This is a genomic window from Desulfosarcina alkanivorans, assembly GCF_009688945.1.
Taxonomy (GTDB): Bacteria; Desulfobacterota; Desulfobacteria; order Desulfobacterales; family Desulfosarcinaceae; genus Desulfosarcina; species Desulfosarcina alkanivorans.
In genome coordinates this window covers 2,146,099-2,162,828 of the sequence record NZ_AP021874.1, presented here as the reverse complement: position 1 = coordinate 2,162,828, position 16,730 = coordinate 2,146,099, and the positions used below count along the sequence as shown (strand labels likewise).

15 protein-coding genes are annotated in these 16,730 nt (G+C 50.0%); 12 read left to right on the top strand and 3 right to left on the bottom strand.

Features of this window, described 5'->3' with window-relative positions; all coding sequences use genetic code 11:
* Positions 1-4: 4 nt before the first annotated feature.
* Positions 5-1,174 carry a thiolase C-terminal domain-containing protein gene (locus DSCA_RS09560; RefSeq protein WP_155316217.1) on the bottom strand — a complete coding sequence of 390 codons (1,170 nt, stop codon included), beginning with the start codon at positions 1,172-1,174 and terminating at the stop codon, positions 5-7.
* A 485-nt stretch (positions 1,175-1,659) separates the two neighbouring features.
* Between DSCA_RS09560 and DSCA_RS09555 the strand changes: the two genes are divergently transcribed.
* The 12 genes from DSCA_RS09555 to DSCA_RS09500 all read left to right on the top strand — a co-directional run bounded on the left by DSCA_RS09555 (position 1,660) and on the right by DSCA_RS09500 (position 15,701).
* Positions 1,660-2,193 carry an FKBP-type peptidyl-prolyl cis-trans isomerase gene (locus DSCA_RS09555; protein ID WP_155316216.1) on the top strand — a complete coding sequence of 178 codons (534 nt, stop codon included), beginning with the start codon at positions 1,660-1,662 and terminating at the stop codon, positions 2,191-2,193.
* Positions 2,183-2,980 (top strand): enoyl-CoA hydratase/isomerase family protein, encoded by a 798-nt coding sequence (locus DSCA_RS09550; RefSeq protein ID WP_155316215.1) that lies wholly within the window; start codon positions 2,183-2,185, stop codon positions 2,978-2,980. The genes DSCA_RS09555 and DSCA_RS09550 overlap by 11 nt, the downstream gene beginning before the upstream one ends.
* 40 nt (positions 2,981-3,020) lie before the next feature.
* Positions 3,021-3,596, top strand: a complete 576-nt coding sequence (locus tag DSCA_RS09545) for a tetratricopeptide repeat protein (protein ID WP_155316214.1) — start codon at positions 3,021-3,023, stop codon at positions 3,594-3,596.
* Positions 3,593-4,519 (top strand): DUF4037 domain-containing protein, encoded by a 927-nt coding sequence (locus tag DSCA_RS09540; RefSeq protein WP_155316213.1) that lies wholly within the window; start codon positions 3,593-3,595, stop codon positions 4,517-4,519. Before DSCA_RS09545 ends, DSCA_RS09540 begins: the two co-directional genes overlap by 4 nt.
* Positions 4,520-4,652: 133 nt before the next feature.
* The gene (locus DSCA_RS09535; protein WP_155316212.1) at positions 4,653-5,573 is read left to right on the top strand and encodes an NAD-dependent epimerase/dehydratase family protein; all 921 of its coding nucleotides are present in this window, start codon (positions 4,653-4,655) and stop codon (positions 5,571-5,573) included.
* 22 nt (positions 5,574-5,595) lie between these two features.
* On the top strand, positions 5,596-6,180 hold the full coding sequence (locus DSCA_RS09530; protein ID WP_155316211.1) for a DUF4125 family protein: 585 nt from the start codon (positions 5,596-5,598) through the stop codon (positions 6,178-6,180).
* 114 nt (positions 6,181-6,294) lie between these two features.
* Entirely contained in the window at positions 6,295-7,869 is a 1,575-nt protein-coding gene (locus DSCA_RS09525) for an acyl-CoA carboxylase subunit beta (RefSeq protein ID WP_155316210.1), read from the top strand.
* Positions 7,870-8,019: 150 nt separating this feature from the next.
* The gene (locus DSCA_RS09520) at positions 8,020-9,234 is read left to right on the top strand and encodes a CaiB/BaiF CoA transferase family protein (protein WP_155316209.1); all 1,215 of its coding nucleotides are present in this window, start codon (positions 8,020-8,022) and stop codon (positions 9,232-9,234) included.
* 82 nt (positions 9,235-9,316) lie between these two features.
* Positions 9,317-10,771, top strand: coding sequence for an OmpP1/FadL family transporter (locus DSCA_RS09515; RefSeq protein WP_155316208.1), 1,455 nt, complete (start codon positions 9,317-9,319; stop codon positions 10,769-10,771).
* Positions 10,772-10,828: 57 nt separating this feature from the next.
* Entirely contained in the window at positions 10,829-12,934 is a 2,106-nt protein-coding gene (locus DSCA_RS09510; RefSeq protein WP_155316207.1) for a methyl-accepting chemotaxis protein, read from the top strand.
* A gap of 388 nt (positions 12,935-13,322) precedes the next feature.
* Entirely contained in the window at positions 13,323-14,003 is a 681-nt protein-coding gene (locus tag DSCA_RS09505) for an acetate--CoA ligase family protein (protein WP_155316206.1), read from the top strand.
* 252 nt (positions 14,004-14,255) lie between these two features.
* On the top strand, positions 14,256-15,701 hold the full coding sequence (locus DSCA_RS09500) for an acetate--CoA ligase family protein (protein WP_167527685.1): 1,446 nt from the start codon (positions 14,256-14,258) through the stop codon (positions 15,699-15,701).
* 52 nt (positions 15,702-15,753) lie between these two features.
* On the opposite strand, the gene DSCA_RS33170 is transcribed toward DSCA_RS09500, so the two are convergent.
* Together DSCA_RS33170 and DSCA_RS09490 are read right to left on the bottom strand one after the other, a co-directional pair.
* The gene (locus DSCA_RS33170; RefSeq protein ID WP_155316204.1) at positions 15,754-15,906 is read right to left on the bottom strand and encodes an AMP-binding protein; all 153 of its coding nucleotides are present in this window, start codon (positions 15,904-15,906) and stop codon (positions 15,754-15,756) included.
* Complete coding sequence (locus tag DSCA_RS09490; RefSeq protein ID WP_331457152.1) at positions 15,851-16,387, bottom strand: AMP-binding protein; 537 nt, start codon at positions 16,385-16,387, stop codon at positions 15,851-15,853. Before DSCA_RS09490 ends, DSCA_RS33170 begins: the two co-directional genes overlap by 56 nt.
* Between the last annotated feature and the right edge of the window lie 343 nt (positions 16,388-16,730).

Genomic DNA, 16,730 nt, shown 5'->3' with positions numbered 1-16,730 from the left:
GTTTTCACCTCCTTAGTATGATGTTGCAAATCGTCCCAAAATCGCCCCCTAGTGTATCTACGATGCCGATTTTTGCACCTTCAACTTGCCGTTCGCCGGCTTCACCTCTGAGTTGTTCGACAATTTCGACAACCTGGGCAGCACCAGTGGCGCCAATTGGATGTCCCTTGGATTTAAGTCCTCCCGACGGGTTGATGGTTACCCCGCAACCTCCGAGTTTTGTTTCGCCCTCGGTTGCCGCGGCATACCCTTTCCCGAATTCGTAGAATCCGAGGGCCTCGATCGCGAGAATCTCGGCTATGGTGAAACAGTCATGCAGCTCACACACATCTATGTCATCAGGACCGATTGAGGCTTCCTGGTATGCTCGTTTTATCGATGTCATTCTGGTTTTGACAACAGTCAGGTCCTGCTGGAGAAAAAGCGGGCCGGCCGATGCCTGACCGGTGCCGACGATGAATACAGGTTTGTCGGTCATGCTTTTCACTTTGTCGGCAGATGCGATTACCACCGCCGCACTCCCATCCGAAAATGGACAGCAATCCAAAAGTTGCAGCGGATCTGCTATCATCGGTCCGGACAGGACCTTTTCCACGGTAATTTTTTTTGGAAAATGGGCTTTTGGATTCATCGATCCGTGGAAATGGTTCTTCACGCTTACTTCCGCCATATGTCTTTTCAGTTCATCCAGCGGAATGTCATATTTGTGGCTGTACATGTGGGCGGCCATTCCGAAAACACCAGGAAACGTCAGTCCCGTGGGCGATTCATACTGTGCGTGGCAGCCCATGGCGAATGTCCTTGTAGCCATGGGCGTTTCCATAATTGTCGTCCTCTCGGTCCCGCCTGCCAGGACTACATCGTACACACCTGCGGCTACGAGAAGTGCGGCATGTCGTATGGCTACAGTGGCCGTGGCGCAAGCCCCTTCAAATCGTGTCGCCGGTGCTGACATGGGAAGACCTAAAGCAGAGTGCGCGAATGGCGCCATATGAATCTGTCCTTCCTCAAAGTCGCCAAGGCAATTCCCGAAAAATAAAGCATCAATATCACCGGGCTCTATGTTCGAATTTCGAATGGCTTCGAGCCCCGCATCCGTAAACATTTCAACATTCGTCATTTCGGAAACTCCGAATTTTGTCATTCCCACACCTGCGACCGCTACCTCTCTCATTGCGTTTTCCTTCTTTTTTGTTGGCATGGCGAGCGTTTATTTTGTAACGAAGCAATTCCCTTACCAGATTATCAGGAATTAATTTAAGGTAGCTTTATAAACTGCTATATGGCGCTGCCTATCATAGACAGCAAACGATCAAACATTGTCCGGATTCCAGTTAGTGAGCACATGCTGCCAGAGCTATGTGGGCGTTGTTAAACGCGCACTTTTAATGAGCCAATATGTCCTTTTTATATGCCATATTGGCCGTTCTATGCCTTGCACAACTATTCCCTTTTAAGGGTCTTGTTCGGTTGTCTCGATAGAATCACCTCAACCATGAGACAGGAAAATCCGTTAAAGAATTAATTTTTAGCTGGTGTGCAATTTGCAGTAACTGCAATGGTGGGCGACCAAGCGCAAAACGAAGCTTCGGACGTTTTGGATACTTGTCAACTAACTAAACGGATCCAGTATCACTCAGCTGGGGAAAACATAAAACAATGCGTAACCCAGGCAAAAATATATCCGTTGGCGAAAACACCATCGTCACAATGCAATACCTTGTCAGAGATTCATCAGGGAAAGTGCTTGACGACTCCCACACCCTATCGCCCTTAAAATTCACGATAGATGATGGACAATTTCCCCCGGAATTCGAAAGGCAAATCCAAGGAATGCAACCAGGTCAGAGAAAAAGTGTCATAATTCCCGCTGCACTTGGATATGGAGAGCGAAAGGCGGAAAATACGCTGAAAATAAACAGAATTGAAGTACCGCAAACGGATATAGTCGTGGGCGGTTTGCTGAGACGACTGAACGCCAACTTGGAAAGTGAAGTATATACCATAACAGGTTATGTTGGAGATTGGGTATTTCTAGACAAAAATCATCCATTGGCCGGCATGGATTTGTTATATGAAGTTTTTATCGTCGCAGTTGAACAGGGGCCTTCGAAAAGTTCGCCTTTCGAAATGAAAAACCTGTTAAATATCTTCAAACCTTTCGTTAGGAGGGGGCAGGACAATGGGAAATGATGTCTTAGTTAAAGAGATAAAGGGCCATGTCGGAAAGCTCATTCTCAATCGTCCGGATAAAAAAAACGCTCTGTCGCATGATCTGTTGATCGAAATACATATAGTTCTTGAGGAATGGTCTCAGGATGAGAACATACGAACGGTCATCATAACGGGTACGGGGAACCAGTCCTTTTCCTCTGGTTATGATGTATCCTCCATCCCCTCGAAGCTGACACCAGAAATGGCAGAGTTGGCAAAAAACCATAATCCATTAGAAATGGCCTTAGCAAGTGTACGGGAATATCCGTATCCGACCATCGGTATGCTCAACGGCTACGCTTTTGGAGCGGGTCTGAACCTTGCCTTGTGTTGCGACATCCGCATCGCGGCAGACGACGTACGTGTTGGCATGCCTCCGGCAAAACTCGGCTTGATATACCATCCCGAAGGGTTGCGACAATTTACCGAGGTTATCGGCTTCAGCAGAACCAGGGAACTTTTTTTTACGGCAGATACATACGATGCGAACCAAGCCAAAGAGATGGGGCTAATCGATTACGTGGTACCTCGGTCAAAGTTACCGATCTTTTCCTACGAAATGGCCGAAAGAATTTCACGCAACTCACCGCTATCCCTTAAAGGAACAAAACAGATTTTGAATACGCTTGCCAACGGTCTTTCACTTTCACCAGATGACTTGACGGCGGCGGAAAAACTGATCGCAAAAGGTTTCTTGAGTGATGACCTGAAGGAAGGGCAACTGGCTTTCATGGAAAAGCGCAAACCCGTTTTTACCGGCAGATAAAGAAATCATGCCGTACGATTGATTGTGATGGTGCACAAGAATGGTCGCTGATACGCATGGTACACAAAAGGGTTGCCTGGAGACGATCATTTCCTTTGCCAAAATCGCGGAACAATACAGGTCCGCTGGCGATTACAGGTCCGCTCTGGAAAAGTTGTCAGCCGCCTTAATCCTCATCCCCGACGCATGCTCCGTAAGAGCCGGTCTTATGAACAACATCGGTCATATTCAGGTTGTTCTTGGTTGGTACGATGAAGCCATTCTCAGCTTCGCTGAATCCGCACGTATATATAAGAAAACTGGGAGCCCCATCGAGCAATCGCGACAACTGGGAAATGTCGGTTCGGTGTATCGCGATCAGAAAAACTATAAGGAGGCGCTGGTCAGTTACCAACAGGCCATTGCCGTTTTGGAAAACGAAGACCATCCTGTCGACCTTGCCGACCAATACGGTAACCTCGCTTACATTCAAACTTTGACCGGAAAGTCGGACGATGCGATTCTTTCCTATAGAAAAGCGAAAATTCTTTACATAGAGAATAAAGAAAAAAATAAAGCCGATATGGTGAGAAAAAATATCGATACAATTCTGTCCTTATCCAGAGAGGCGAGATGAACGGTCTTTCACTGGCTGAAAAATATTTTGATGCCGTGGGGCGGCCGATGCTCGAACGCGAGATGGGCCCCTTGTTGGATCGAGTCGCCGCAGGACTCGTTGGGGATGGTTCGGAATGCTACGGTTTTGATGATAACATTTCTCGTGACCACGACTGGGGACCCGGATTTTGTATCTGGCTTCTGATGGAAGATTTTGAGAAGTATGGCAAACGTCTCCAAAATGCATACAATAGGCTGCCGGGAAGCTATGAAGGGTACGGCCCCAGAAAAACAAGTCAATGGGGTGGAAAGCGGGTCGGGGTTTTCGAAATCACCGAATTTTATCAAACGTTTATCGGCTTTGATCATGTTCCTGGTGAATTGGACGTTTGGCTGATGATCCCCGAAAATTCCCTGGCGGCATGTACGAATGGCAAGGTATTTATTGATGGTCCAGGAGAATTCACCGATTTTCGGAACAAGTTGCTGTCATTTTATCCGGATGACGTCAGGCGCAAGAAAATCGCTTCCCGTTGCATGACGATCGGTCAATCGGGACAATACAACCTCCCTCGTCTACTAGACCGTAAGGAATTTTACGCCGCCAATTATGCCTTGGTTAAGTTCGTGGCCGATGCGATCTCATTGGTTTTTCTTCTTAACCGACACTACACACCATTTTACAAATGGATGCACAAAGCGATGAAATCGCTACCGATACTCGGAGCGTCAATTCATCAACAAATCTCATTTCTTGTGATGGAACATGACCTTGAGAAAAAAAAAGCGTATATCGAAACGATCAGCGGCATGTTGATCGAGGAACTCATCCGACAGGAATTGAGCGACGGGACTAGCGCCTTCATCACGGATCACGGGCCATGCGTACAAGACGGGATCCTGGATCATACACTGAGGCGGAGGAATGTATGGGTCGGATAGAAGTCGGGTCTTTTGCTTTTTCGGGCAAAACGCTTTTTTTTTGGTCATGTCCATCGAAGCGCTAACGGGGGAAAGTTAACTCCGCTTCTTATCTTTTATTGTTCTATTTTACATAAGATCACTGAACGTTACTATGAAAAAGAACATCCTGATCATCGGCGGCAGTTACTTCTATGGAAGGCTATTCACGGAAACGATGGCTCGTAACGGCGGATATCGTATCTGCATTGTAAATCGCGGCAACAACCCCCTGAACATCGGGGATGTCAAGGAAATTGTATGTGACCGGAAGGACCTGTCCGGTTTGAAAAAACGACTGCCGCAATTGAAGTGGGATGCGGTGGTTGATTTTTGTGCGTATACGCCCCTGGATGCCCAATGCCTGCTATCGGCGTTGAGCAAGAAGCAAATCAGGCAGTATGTATTGATCAGCACGGTGTCGATATACGGCAACACCCGTGACCTGCCCATCGATGAAGACAGCGCGAAATTGACCGGGCCGCAGCCGGAACTCGGTCCGGCTGCCAGGTACGGGTATGACAAGCTACTGACGGAACAATTCGTGGCGTCCCATTGCCGACAACATCAGATTCCTTACACAATTCTAAGGCCTGCAATTATATATGGGAAGTACAATTATGCACCTCGTGAAAGATGTTTTTTCGATTTAATTGCCAGTAATAAAACCATAATACTGCCTGAAATCGATCTTCCCCTCTTTCAATTCGTTTCCGTATGGGACGCCGTCAGGATTTTACGATTGTGTATCGGAAACCCGGAGACATTCGGCCGGGCCTTTAACCTCTCCGGTCCGGATCTCGTTTCCTACGGAAGACTCGTCGAGGTAATTGAATCGGTGACCGGTTTGGAGACAAAGACCCGGTATATGAGTGCAACCGCTATCGATGATATGCGGGTGCCCCTTCCATTTCCTTTGAACGGTCACCTCATCTATAACGGCTCCCGGATTCAGCGATCCCTTGTATTCTCATATATGTCGTTTATGGAAGGGATGCAACGAACGTGGGAATGGTATCGGCAATCAAACACGTGAGGGCTCTCATAGGAGAATTGAAATGGGAAAAAGCGAAATCATCGATCGGGTAGTCGATAAGGAACTGAAGATGTTCACCAGCGTAAAAGCCGACCAGCCGGTATCGTGCCAGGACGATGCCGACGGTTTCAAGGTCTTTAGGTCCGCCCAGTTCCAGGCGTGGTCGGAAGGGACACTGGTAAGCTATCTCAATGACCTGGAAAAGGCTGAATCGGAAGGCTTGAACCTGATGACAATGAAATACGCTCGAATGGAGAGAAAGATACCTTCGATCCACGAAAATCCACAGGTTATACAGATGATTGGGGAGATGGTAGCCATCCAGGCCGGCTGGCAAAAGGAGATGATCCAAAAGTATCCCTCCGTCATGGCCCGTGGCCGTCCGATTGATGAGTTGTCGAATACTGCCGCAATGACGTCCTTTAAAAAATATCTTTCCTGTGAACTGGAAACGTATTCACAAATGACGCTTACCCATCTTTTCCGAGACATTATGAACTGTTACAGCACTGGGAACAACATGTCTGCAATGATTTACGAAACCATGGTCAAGAACTTGGGATACGAATCCCTTGTGGCCGCCGAAGAAGAGATCTCCTGCCGTTGACATCCTATCTAAGGGCAGGCCCCTAATTTGCATCGTTGCCTGATCGAGTGCATGCGGCGCATTTTCGCCAACTTTTTTAAATTGGCCAATCAATATTTTCACGGAGACAGAAATATGGACGAATTACTGAAAAAACGCCTGGATGAGCTTGACGCCATTAAGGCAATGGTGAAGATGGGAGGCGGAGAAGAGAAAATTGAAAAGCAGCATGCCATGGGCAAGTTGTCGGCGCGCGAGAGGTTGGAAATCCTTCTCGATCCGGGCAGCCTGATGGAAATGAACATGCTGACCGGCCACGCCCTTGGATTGCCGGGTGACGCCGTCGTTTGCGGAAGTGGGACCATCGATGGGCGCACCGTTTTCGCCTATTCACAGGATCCGACGGTTCGCGGTGGATCGATCGGACTCGAACATGGGATAAAGATGTATCGTACCGTGGAAAAGGCACTTGAGTTGAAAGTACCGTTTATCGGTCTTCACGACTCCCCTGGCGCGAGACTGCCAAACGAAAAAGAACTAGAGATTTTGGGCAAAGGAAAACGTTCTTTTTTTTCGAGTCTTTCGGAAAAACACGGTGGCTCCATATTTTATCCGAACACCATCGCTTCGGGGAAAATTCCGCAGATCTCGGCTATAATGGGGACATGTGGCGGAATATCCGTATACTCGCCTGCCCTTACCGATTTCATATACATGATCGAAAAAAACAGCCACATGTTTATCACCGGGCCCGATGTAATAAGGATGGTGACAGGTGAGAATATCTCTAAGGACGATCTCGGCGGTGCCTGCGTTCACGCCGAAAAGACAGGATCATGCGATTTCCTGCACACAAAGGAAAAATCATGTCTGCTGGATATAAGAAGACTGCTCGGTTTCCTTCCGCCGAATTGCGACTCACCGCCGCCTGTTTACCAGCCCGGCGACGACCCGCAACGATCTTGCCCTGAACTGAACGACATCGTTCCGTCATCGCCCAACAAGCCTTACGATATGCGCCAGGTGATTCTGACGATCGTTGACAACAAGGATTTTCTAGAGGTCAAAAGGGACTTCGCCAGAGAAGTCATCGTGGGCTTTGGACGCCTTGATGGGAAAACCGTTGGAATTGTCGCCAATCAGCCTCAGGTCCTGGCCGGTTCGATGACCACTGACAGTTCGGACAAACAGGCCAGATTCATTCGATTCTGCGATTGCTTCGGAATCCCTCTTGTCCTTCTGGTCGACACGCCCGCCTATATGCCGGGATCCCATCAGGAGCACTCCGGTATCATCCGGCACGGGGCTAAGGTGCTTTATGCCCTTTGCGAAGCGACGGTTCCACGAATTTCCTTGGTTTTGCGCAAGGCTTACGGAGGTGGTAATCTCGGCATGGGTGTTCTTCCCGGACTCGGAAATGACATGGTGCTATACTGGCCAATAGTAGAAACGGGAATACTCGGCGCGCAACAATCCGTCATGCTTTTGTACGGAAGAAAACCTGGCGCGACAAAAGAATACATTGCCGAAAAACTTACCGAGTATCGGGAAACCTACGCCAACCCCATCTACGACATATCGTCCAATATCAACGTCCAGGATGTCATAACCCCAGCGGAAACAAGAAATTACTTGATCCGTGCCCTTGCCACCATGGCGGACAAGCGTCGTACAAGGCATGGGAAGCGACATGGAAATATTCCCCTGTAGAACATATCATTTGTGGCGAGGAAATGAATTGTCCTTTGGCAAGCCACGGGGTATCGGATCCCCGTGGCTTGATATCCATTTTATTACGGCACGCTACAGTGCATCAAACCCTAATAGAGAGTAAGAACTCTCCCCTTGGAGTCATATAAAATGCAAAAAGACACCTTTCGCTCAGGCCCATTGACCGGCATAACCGTCCTGGATCTTACATCCCTGCTCCCCGGTCCTTACAGCACCATGATGCTCGCCGATCTTGGCGCCGATGTGATTAAGATCGAAAAGCCGGGAGTGGGTGATCTGACCCGCCATTATTCTCCCAAGATCAAAAGGGAGGGCGCATATTTCCTGAGTGTGAACCGCAACAAGAGAAGCCTGGCGCTGAATTTGACCTGTGAAAAGGGAAAAGCGATTTTTATGGAGCTTGTAAAAAGCGCCGATGTCGTATTGGACGGTTTTCGACCTGGTGTCATGGACAAGATAGGTTTGGGATATGACGAATTGAAAAGCGTCAATCCTTCAATTATCGCCTGCTCCATCTCGGGCTATGGTCAGGACGGACCGTATGCGAACAAAGCCGGACATGACATCAACTATCTGTCCATCGCAGGTGTTCTGGGGGCCACCGGAACCAAGGACGGCATGCCGGTGATTCCCGGAATCCAGATCGCCGACGTGGGCGGGGGCGCCATGCTGGCGGCCGTATGTATCCTTTCGGCCTTGATCGCCAGGCAGAAAACCGGCGAGGGGCAGTACATCGATGTTGCCATGACGGACGGTGCATTGGCCTGGCAGGCCCTGACCGCCGGGAGATATTTCGCCGACGGCACCATCCCCAGACCTTCGAGGGAGATGCTGAGCGGACGGTTTGCATGCTACAATGTTTATGCCACCAAAGATGGCAGGCATATAGCACTCGGTGCCCTTGAACCCCAGTTCTGGTCCGCCTTCTGCAATGCGATCGGCAGAGAAGACCTGATCCAAAGGCAGTTTGCCGATGGAAAAGAGGCCGACGCATTGGTGGACGAGGTGCGGGAAATCTTTTATCAACGAAAAAGAAGCGAATGGATGGCTTTGCTCGAAGATGTGGATTGTTGTTGTGAACCGGTTAACGACCTGGACGAGGCGTTTTCACATCCCCAGGTGATGCATCGGAAAATGGTCGTCGAAGTTGAACATCCCACGGAAGGTAAAGTCCGCCAGCTGAATTTTCCGGGGAAGTTTTCCAAGACCGCGCCGTCCGTCAGAACGGCGGCACCGAGACTGGGCGAACACAACCAAGAAATCCTCGAAACACTGGGCTTTACCCCGGAAGAAATATCAAGATTGGCACAAGAGAAGATAATCTCGCCCGCCGATACGATTTGATTCCTTTTAACGTGGTGGGTCCCGGTTATACGGGTATTTCACTTGTTTTATTCTTACAATCTACCTAACGGGAGGGTTGGACATGCGTTTGAAGAAGACTATCTTACTCATTGCATTGATCATGTTGATGGGGACTTCCAACGGTCTGGCGGGCGTGAACGATTCTTTCGGGATCGGCCCCAAAGCCACGGCGCTGGGACAGGCGTACACCGCATACGCGGATGATTTTTCGGCCATGCACTACAACCCGGCGGGCTTGACACAGATGAAGGGATTGAATCTTACGGTGGGGCTCCAGGTGACCGATATCGATTACGAGCAGACCGTAAACCAGACGGATTTCAAGTATGGCGCCGATCCGCTGGACGGCACCTTGTCTACGAATAACAGCGATCTTCTTTACGTGCCGCAAATCGGTCTCGTTTACAGCCCCGCAGGGAAAAGATACGCCTTTGGCCTTGGCGCCTACGCGCCATTCGGGCTGCATTCATGGTCCGATGAGAATTCGTCCAACTTTCGCTACAGCGCGGCGGAAGTCTACAACAACCGGATCATATACGCCGCCCCCACGTTCGCATACAGGATCAAGGACACGCTCTCCCTCGGCCTTTCCGTCGGTATGGGGTACAGCGATCAGGGCGGATTGGCCCAACTGCGGATTCCCGGCATCGAGGACCGCCTGAACCCGATTCTGGAGGGACTATACGGTCCGGCCGCGACACTGCCATCCGGGACAGGCTATGCCACGACTCTGGGCAGCATGGATATCGACATTGACGATACATTCAACCTCTCTGCCAACCTCGGCGTTCTTTGGAATCCCAAGGACTGGCTCTCCCTTGGCATTGCCTACCGCAGCGAGTCCAAATCGGAGATGGAGGGCACGACGACGTTCACCTATAGCCAGACGACCCGGCAGTTGATCGAAAGTCTCGGATTTCCGCCTCCGCAAGCGGTGGAAACGCTCGACACCACCATGGATTTCCGGCACCCCCAGTCCCTTTCCTTCGGTACGAAAATCGACATCACGGAGCGATTCCGGCTGATGTTCGACCTTGTCTGGACCGATTGGTCTTCGAGAACGGAAGAGATCTACGCCTACGACGGGGATCCGACCTTTCTGTTACTCACTGCCGCCCTGGGATCGGGTGAGCCGACCGACCGCCTGGTCATCAAAAGGGACTGGAACGATACCTGGGAGCCCCATATCGGCATCGAGTATCAGACCCTGGACTGGCTGGCTCTTCGTTTCGGCTACCACTACCGTCCCAGCAACATTGACAAGGATACATGGGACAACATGTGGCCCATCATCGATTATCACATCTTCAGTCTTGGCAGCGGGATGGTATTTGAAGACAGATTTACCGTGGACTTCGCTTACAGCCTGCTTCTGGGAGACGATTGGGATGTGAAAAACGGTGAAAGCAGAAACCTGACAGCCGACCGGATTCTCTATTCTCCCTATGCCGGCGACGAAGTAGAGGTGGAGACCACCGTTCACAATTTCATGATTGCAATAAGCTATCGATTCTAACTGAATTGACCATACCGAAGACCGATTGGGTCTTATCCACTTAGATTAGGATGTCCCATGAAAAGATTGCAATTTCAGTTACTATTGACCACCAGCGGGCTGTTTGCCATCCAACTGGCCGCACCGATCGTATCCCTATTCTATTGCATTCTGGCGACACCGGAACAGCAGACCACACTTATGACCGGGTCGGTTGTCATCTGGTTCATTTGCCTCGTCTGTATGGTAGCAACTACGAAGTTTCTGCTGAGGTCATTTGAAACGGACCGCGACAAGCTTGAAACGGAAGGCGATCTTCCCGACAGCGAGTTGCTGTCCCTTCCCGAACGGAACAGCAGATTGCCAATCCAGGTCACCGTAGCATACTGCTTCTTTTTTGCGGCGGCGACGTTGGGGCAATACCTGTTTTTCCTGCACATGGATACCGGACCGGCATCCGCTTTCTCTCTTTGGGGAGGGGGAATTGCGGGCGGCTTGACCTGCCCCATGATTGTTTTTGGCGCCGCCAGCTTGCTCGTTTCGCCAAGCACGACGATGATTTCAGACCATGTGGTGAGACGCGGACTGAACCCGAGAATATTTCGGGTTGGCATTTTTCCCAGACTGATGATCTGCTTTGTGTCGATCGCCGTGGGTCTATCGATCTGGTTAGGGTTTTCCGCCTATTATTCCGGCGTCAATCTGACCATCGGAGAGATGAAGTTGAGTGAACAGCGCCTTGTTGACGCCGCGGTTCGCCATACGAAATCACTTGAAGGAATCGAAGGCGACGAGCGGTTGAAAATGGAACTGGAGGGCGTTTTGAAGGACGCCTCTTTCTTCATATCCGATAAATCCGGGCGGTTGCTCCACAGCTCCCGCGGCGAATCCATCGACACGAAAAGATGGTCCGCTTTTTCGGAATCAATGCGCACGGATTTTCAAACCGGGCGGGCGGGAGCCCTTTATGAAAACGTCAACGAGCGGGTTATCGCCTGGTCACCGGTGGCCGACAACCGAATCGTCGGGGTATTCTCCCACCTGTCGGATCGGTATTCTCGGTTTTCCGGTTTTTTTCTGGGAAGTGCCCTCTTTCTTTTCGTAGGGCTCTTCGTCGGTGTTTCAATGGGGATCACCAATGCCCTGGCAGTTGCGCAATCCGTTCAAAAGGCCTCCACGGCACTGCAGGATCTGTCCGAAGGCGAGGGGGACTTGACGGGCCGTCTTGCCGTTTCCAGTTATGACGAAGTGGGGGAGCTTGCTTCCGGTTTCAATCAATTCAGTGTTAAATTAAATGCCATCTTGTCTGAAATCGTGGAGAATTCGAAAATCCTTGAAAAAACGTCCAACCACTTCACCGATATTTCCAAAAATATCAAAGAGTCGGTCGGAGTACTCCGGCACACCACCGCGCTTTCGGCCGACCAGGCATCGCGGTCTAGCGGCGATCTGGAAGCGGTTTCCAGTGATTGCGACCTCGCCGCCAACGCGGCGAACCAGGTCGCGGCCGCCGCCGAGGAGATGTCCATAAGCGTAAAGGAGGTTGCTGAAAATGCCGACAAGGCCCGCGGTATCACACAACAGGCCGTGGGCACCGCCAAGGATGCATCCGCCAAAATTTCAAGTTTGGGGGAATCGTCCAAAAAGATCGACACGATCACGGAGGTGATTACCGAAATTTCGGAACAGACCAACCTTCTCGCTCTGAACGCCACCATCGAAGCGGCCCGCGCCGGCGAGGCCGGTAAGGGCTTTAATGTCGTTGCCGGAGAAATAAAGGACTTGTCCAGGCAAACCGCCAAAGCCACCACGGAGATCAGGCAGCAGATCGAGGATATCCAGCGATCAACCGAAGAAGCTATCCTGTCCATGGAGGAAATCGTGAGTGTGAACGGTTCGGTTGAAGAGATCGTCTATATGATTGCGGGCGCGGTGGAAGAGCAGTCCACAGTCACCGCTGAAATCGCAAAAAACATCGCCCAGGTTTCATCTAATATTGACGGCATCAACAAAAAAGTCGCTGAGAGTGCGTCCATATCGAATAACATCGCCAATCAACTGGAGGACGTAAGGAAAAAAACCGATGAGACGGCCGAAGACGTCACCCAGGTGGAGAACGGCGCCAACGATATCAGTCATATTTCCAATGAGCTCTTCAGCCAGACCGCCAAATTTAAAATATAGAATCCGGATATCGAAGGTTCTGGAAAATATCCAACGCTTAATAATGAGAAACGATGATTGAGAAAAAAGTCAATGAATATTCTGTTTGCCGCACCGGAAAATGCATAGGGCGCATGTATACTGGGATGAACCGCCTGACCCGAAAGATCCGATTTTTTCCTTTAATGTCCTTGCGACACCTCATATCGGAGGCGTTACTGACCCTTCCATGGAGGGAAAAGTAAGCGCTGTAGCGGAAAATATAAGTCGCGTTCAGGGAAATCGCCGGCCGCTATTTTTACATCCGGCTTTTAACACAGAGAACCAAAGTCAGTAGGCGGAAACCGATGGGGTATTCCGTATATCAGACAATCAGCGTTAAGACGTAAAGATGAAGGACATGAGACCAATGGAAGATGAATCCATAACGGTGCGTACCGTGCTTTCTGAATATGAATCAAAACGGCTGCTTGCCCATTACGACATCCCAATTACGAGAGAAGTACTGGTGGAAGATCGACACCGGCTGATGGAAGCCGTCGAGGCAATCGGTTATCCTGTGGTTCTGAAAGGCTGCTCCCCGAATATTGCACACAAAACGGAAACTGGCCTGGTTCACCTGGACCTCAAAAACGAAGACCAGGTATTGGCGGCGTATGACGAAATAACCAAAAATATCATTGAAACCGAAAATACCGACGCGACCGTTTTGGTGCAGGAGATGGTTTCCGGAAAAAGGGAACTTGTGGCCGGGTTGACGCGGGACCCGCAATTCGGTCCATGTGTCATGTTCGGCCTCGGCGGGATATTCACGGAAGTTCTCAATGATGTCGTTTTTCGGGTGGCACCGCTTGAAAAAAGCGACGCACTTGAAATGACTCGAGAAATAAAGGGCCATCGAATACTCGATGCAATTCGGGGAATGGCGGCGGTTGATATGGACAGATTGGGAGATATTCTGATGGCGATAGGAAGAATCGGCATGGAAAACGAGAAGATCATCGAAATCGACATCAATCCGCTGATCATCTCTGCGGGCAAACCAGTCGCTGTGGATGCTCTCATGGTGCTGGAGTCTCCCGGTGATTGAGATAGGATAATGAGACAATGAACGAGCCGATTCACGATTTTTCGGTTACCATTGAGATACCGATAGCATGGGGAGACACGGATGTCTGCCTCCATCCATGAAAATCGAACCATTCGTGATATCATAGAATAGATTCCCCCGGGTAAACCCGGGGCGCTTTGTCTTCGACCGCATAAATCGCTCGCGGTGGATTCGTAAACTATCATGAAATGCCCTGCGAATAAGGCATTCAATTCTAACGAAAGAATTACCATGACACCCTCCAATCACTGCCTTGATTGGTTCTTCCATCCCAACGTCGTTGCAGTTGTGGGTGCGACCAACAACCCATTGAAAATGAACTATCGTTTGCTGCAGAATCTATTGAACCTAGAATTCGATGGGAAGATATACCCCGTCAATCACAAAGGAGGCAAGACACTTGGAATTAAAACGTTTCCACGCTTACAGGATATCCCCGACCTTGTGGATCTCGCCGTAATCGCCGTGACGGCGCAAAAGGTGCCCGGTATCATAAAAGACTGTGTCGACGCTAAAATCAGAAACGCTGTTATTATCACAGGCGGTTTTTCAGAAGGTGGTGAAAAGGGGATGGCGCTCCAAGAGGAGATCAAAACATTGATCTCGAAAAATTGCATAAGGGTTCTCGGACCCAACACCCTGAGCCCCGTCAACACGGCGAATCAGCTGGCAATCAGTTTCCATCCGATTCGGAAGTTGAATCGAGGAAAAGTGTCATTTGCCTTTCAGTCAGGTTTTTACGAGCCCATGATAAACTGGATTTTTTCCTATCTCGGTATCAATAAAATGCTCGATATGGGAAACAAAATCGATATCCACGAAATGGACGCCCTTGAATATTATTCGCGCGACCCGGGCACCGGGATAATTGCCATGCATATCGAAAGCCTTCATTGCAATGCCAGAAAATTCTTGCGTTTAATGAAAGACGTTACGAGAAAAAAACCTGTTATTGTCCTGAAGGTGGGTAAAACGCCCGCCGGTTCGCGAGCCGCCGCTTCACACACCGGAACCATGGCCATCGAGAACGATGCCGTATTTGACGGAGCGCTCAGGCAGGCAGGTGCCATCCGGGCCCGAAATCTGGAAGAGTTTTTCGATCTTGTCAAGGCCTTTCAATTTCTATCGATTCCACAAGGAAACCGTCTTTCGATCATCACCATGTCAGGCGGGGAGGGTGTCATGGCCACGGATTCAAGCCAAACATACGGCCTCACTCAGGCAGGCTTCGAAAATCGTACCCGTCAGATACTGAGCAGGATTTCCCCCGATTGGGAAATCCCCTTGAACCCTTTCGATGCAGGGGTCTGCATGGAATTCCATCTGTCAGACCTCACGGTATTTTTCGATGCCTTGATGGCCATCCCCGAAGACAAAAACGTAGACTGTACGATAATGCAGCTGTTCCCATGGACGCTTAGCGAATCAGAGGAAATCCCGGAAAAGTTGACGGGGAAGGCCGATTCGATTAAAGATCTTTATGTGCAACGAATGGTACAGATGAGAAAAGCAGGCAAGCCTTTGGCGCTGTGGTGTACATCATCGGGACACGACGAGATGCAACTTATCCAAAGACTCGAATCAGCGCGCATCCCGGTATTTCGGTCTTCAGAAAGGGCTGTCAAGGCACTGTCCGCCATGCACCGCTACCATTCGATGGTTTCCCAGCGGCGATAGTTCCTCATTTCATCGGGTTGAATGAAGAACCGTTGACTTGTGATTGCTTCCCTTATTGGAGGGCGCATCTGACTGATGTGTTGTTGTGGCTGAGCGGACAACCTTTGGGAACGGCCTCGGTACCGGAAGTCCAGCAGATAGAAAAAATATCATCGGCACTTACAGCCAGCCTTTCCGATGTTTGCGAAACCGGACCCCGACTCATGCATCATTGAAAGCGGAGGCTCGGTTGCGCCGGAGATCAGGCGTAGGCCGGAAAAGTCCGGTTTCTCCGGCAAAGACCCGATGTAATCAAGCATCGGCATGAAAATCGCGGGAGCACCGCAATTGAACGTGACGCCTTCCGATATCATAAGATCCACGATAATGCCGGTTGTCTCGATGGTATAGTTGCCGGGAAATACCAGCTTGGCGCCGACCATGGGTGCGGCGGGCCACTCGCCCCATCCCTGGGAATGAAACATGGGAACGGTTTGCATGACGACATCATTCAAACTGAGCTGCGTACTCATGGCGATTGACAACGTATGCAGATAGATGCAACGATCAGAATAATAAACCCCCTTTGGTTTGCCGGTGGTTACCGACGAATAGCAGGCGCAGTAGGCGGACGTCTCGTCAATCATGGGCCAGTCAAACTCCGGTCTTTCCGAAGAAAGCAACTCTTCGTAACCGCCTATCGACACGAACGAGGTATCGATTCTTTCCTCTGAACTGTCGACAGGATGATATAGCCTTCGACGGTCTCGATCATTGGCGCGACCACCTCCAACAGGGGTGTCAACGATTCTCCGATAAAGATGAATCGTCCCTTGAAGTCGACGGGCATCCTTTGAGGATTTCGGAGGTCATTATCATCTCGCCTCGCTTAGCTATTCTGTCATATTCAGGCGTACTTGTCCCTTATCTGCGATCTTTTCGCTTCGTCAAGCGATTTCAAATAGAGTTTCCATCCCGGACACCATCCGATATGCCATTTCCAGAGTCTACCCCAAAAGGAGTTGGGGTTTTGATCGAATTTACGACGAA

Excerpts from the sequence above, each read along its gene's own strand:
- DSCA_RS09560 (WP_155316217.1), bottom strand. The coding sequence starts at position 1,174 with ATGAGAGAGGTAGCGGTCGCAGGTGTGGGAATGACAAAATTCGGAGTT.
- DSCA_RS09555 (WP_155316216.1), top strand. The coding sequence starts at position 1,660 with ATGCGTAACCCAGGCAAAAATATATCCGTTGGCGAAAACACCATCGTC.
- DSCA_RS09550 (WP_155316215.1), top strand. The coding sequence starts at position 2,183 with ATGGGAAATGATGTCTTAGTTAAAGAGATAAAGGGCCATGTCGGAAAG.
- DSCA_RS09545 (WP_155316214.1), top strand. The coding sequence starts at position 3,021 with ATGGTCGCTGATACGCATGGTACACAAAAGGGTTGCCTGGAGACGATC.
- DSCA_RS09540 (WP_155316213.1), top strand. The coding sequence starts at position 3,593 with ATGAACGGTCTTTCACTGGCTGAAAAATATTTTGATGCCGTGGGGCGG.
- DSCA_RS09535 (WP_155316212.1), top strand. The coding sequence starts at position 4,653 with ATGAAAAAGAACATCCTGATCATCGGCGGCAGTTACTTCTATGGAAGG.
- DSCA_RS09530 (WP_155316211.1), top strand. The coding sequence starts at position 5,596 with ATGGGAAAAAGCGAAATCATCGATCGGGTAGTCGATAAGGAACTGAAG.
- DSCA_RS09525 (WP_155316210.1), top strand. The coding sequence starts at position 6,295 with ATGGACGAATTACTGAAAAAACGCCTGGATGAGCTTGACGCCATTAAG.
- DSCA_RS09520 (WP_155316209.1), top strand. The coding sequence starts at position 8,020 with ATGCAAAAAGACACCTTTCGCTCAGGCCCATTGACCGGCATAACCGTC.
- DSCA_RS09515 (WP_155316208.1), top strand. The coding sequence starts at position 9,317 with ATGCGTTTGAAGAAGACTATCTTACTCATTGCATTGATCATGTTGATG.
- DSCA_RS09510 (WP_155316207.1), top strand. The coding sequence starts at position 10,829 with ATGAAAAGATTGCAATTTCAGTTACTATTGACCACCAGCGGGCTGTTT.
- DSCA_RS09505 (WP_155316206.1), top strand. The coding sequence starts at position 13,323 with ATGGAAGATGAATCCATAACGGTGCGTACCGTGCTTTCTGAATATGAA.
- DSCA_RS09500 (WP_167527685.1), top strand. The coding sequence starts at position 14,256 with ATGACACCCTCCAATCACTGCCTTGATTGGTTCTTCCATCCCAACGTC.
- DSCA_RS33170 (WP_155316204.1), bottom strand. The coding sequence starts at position 15,906 with ATGAGTCGGGGTCCGGTTTCGCAAACATCGGAAAGGCTGGCTGTAAGT.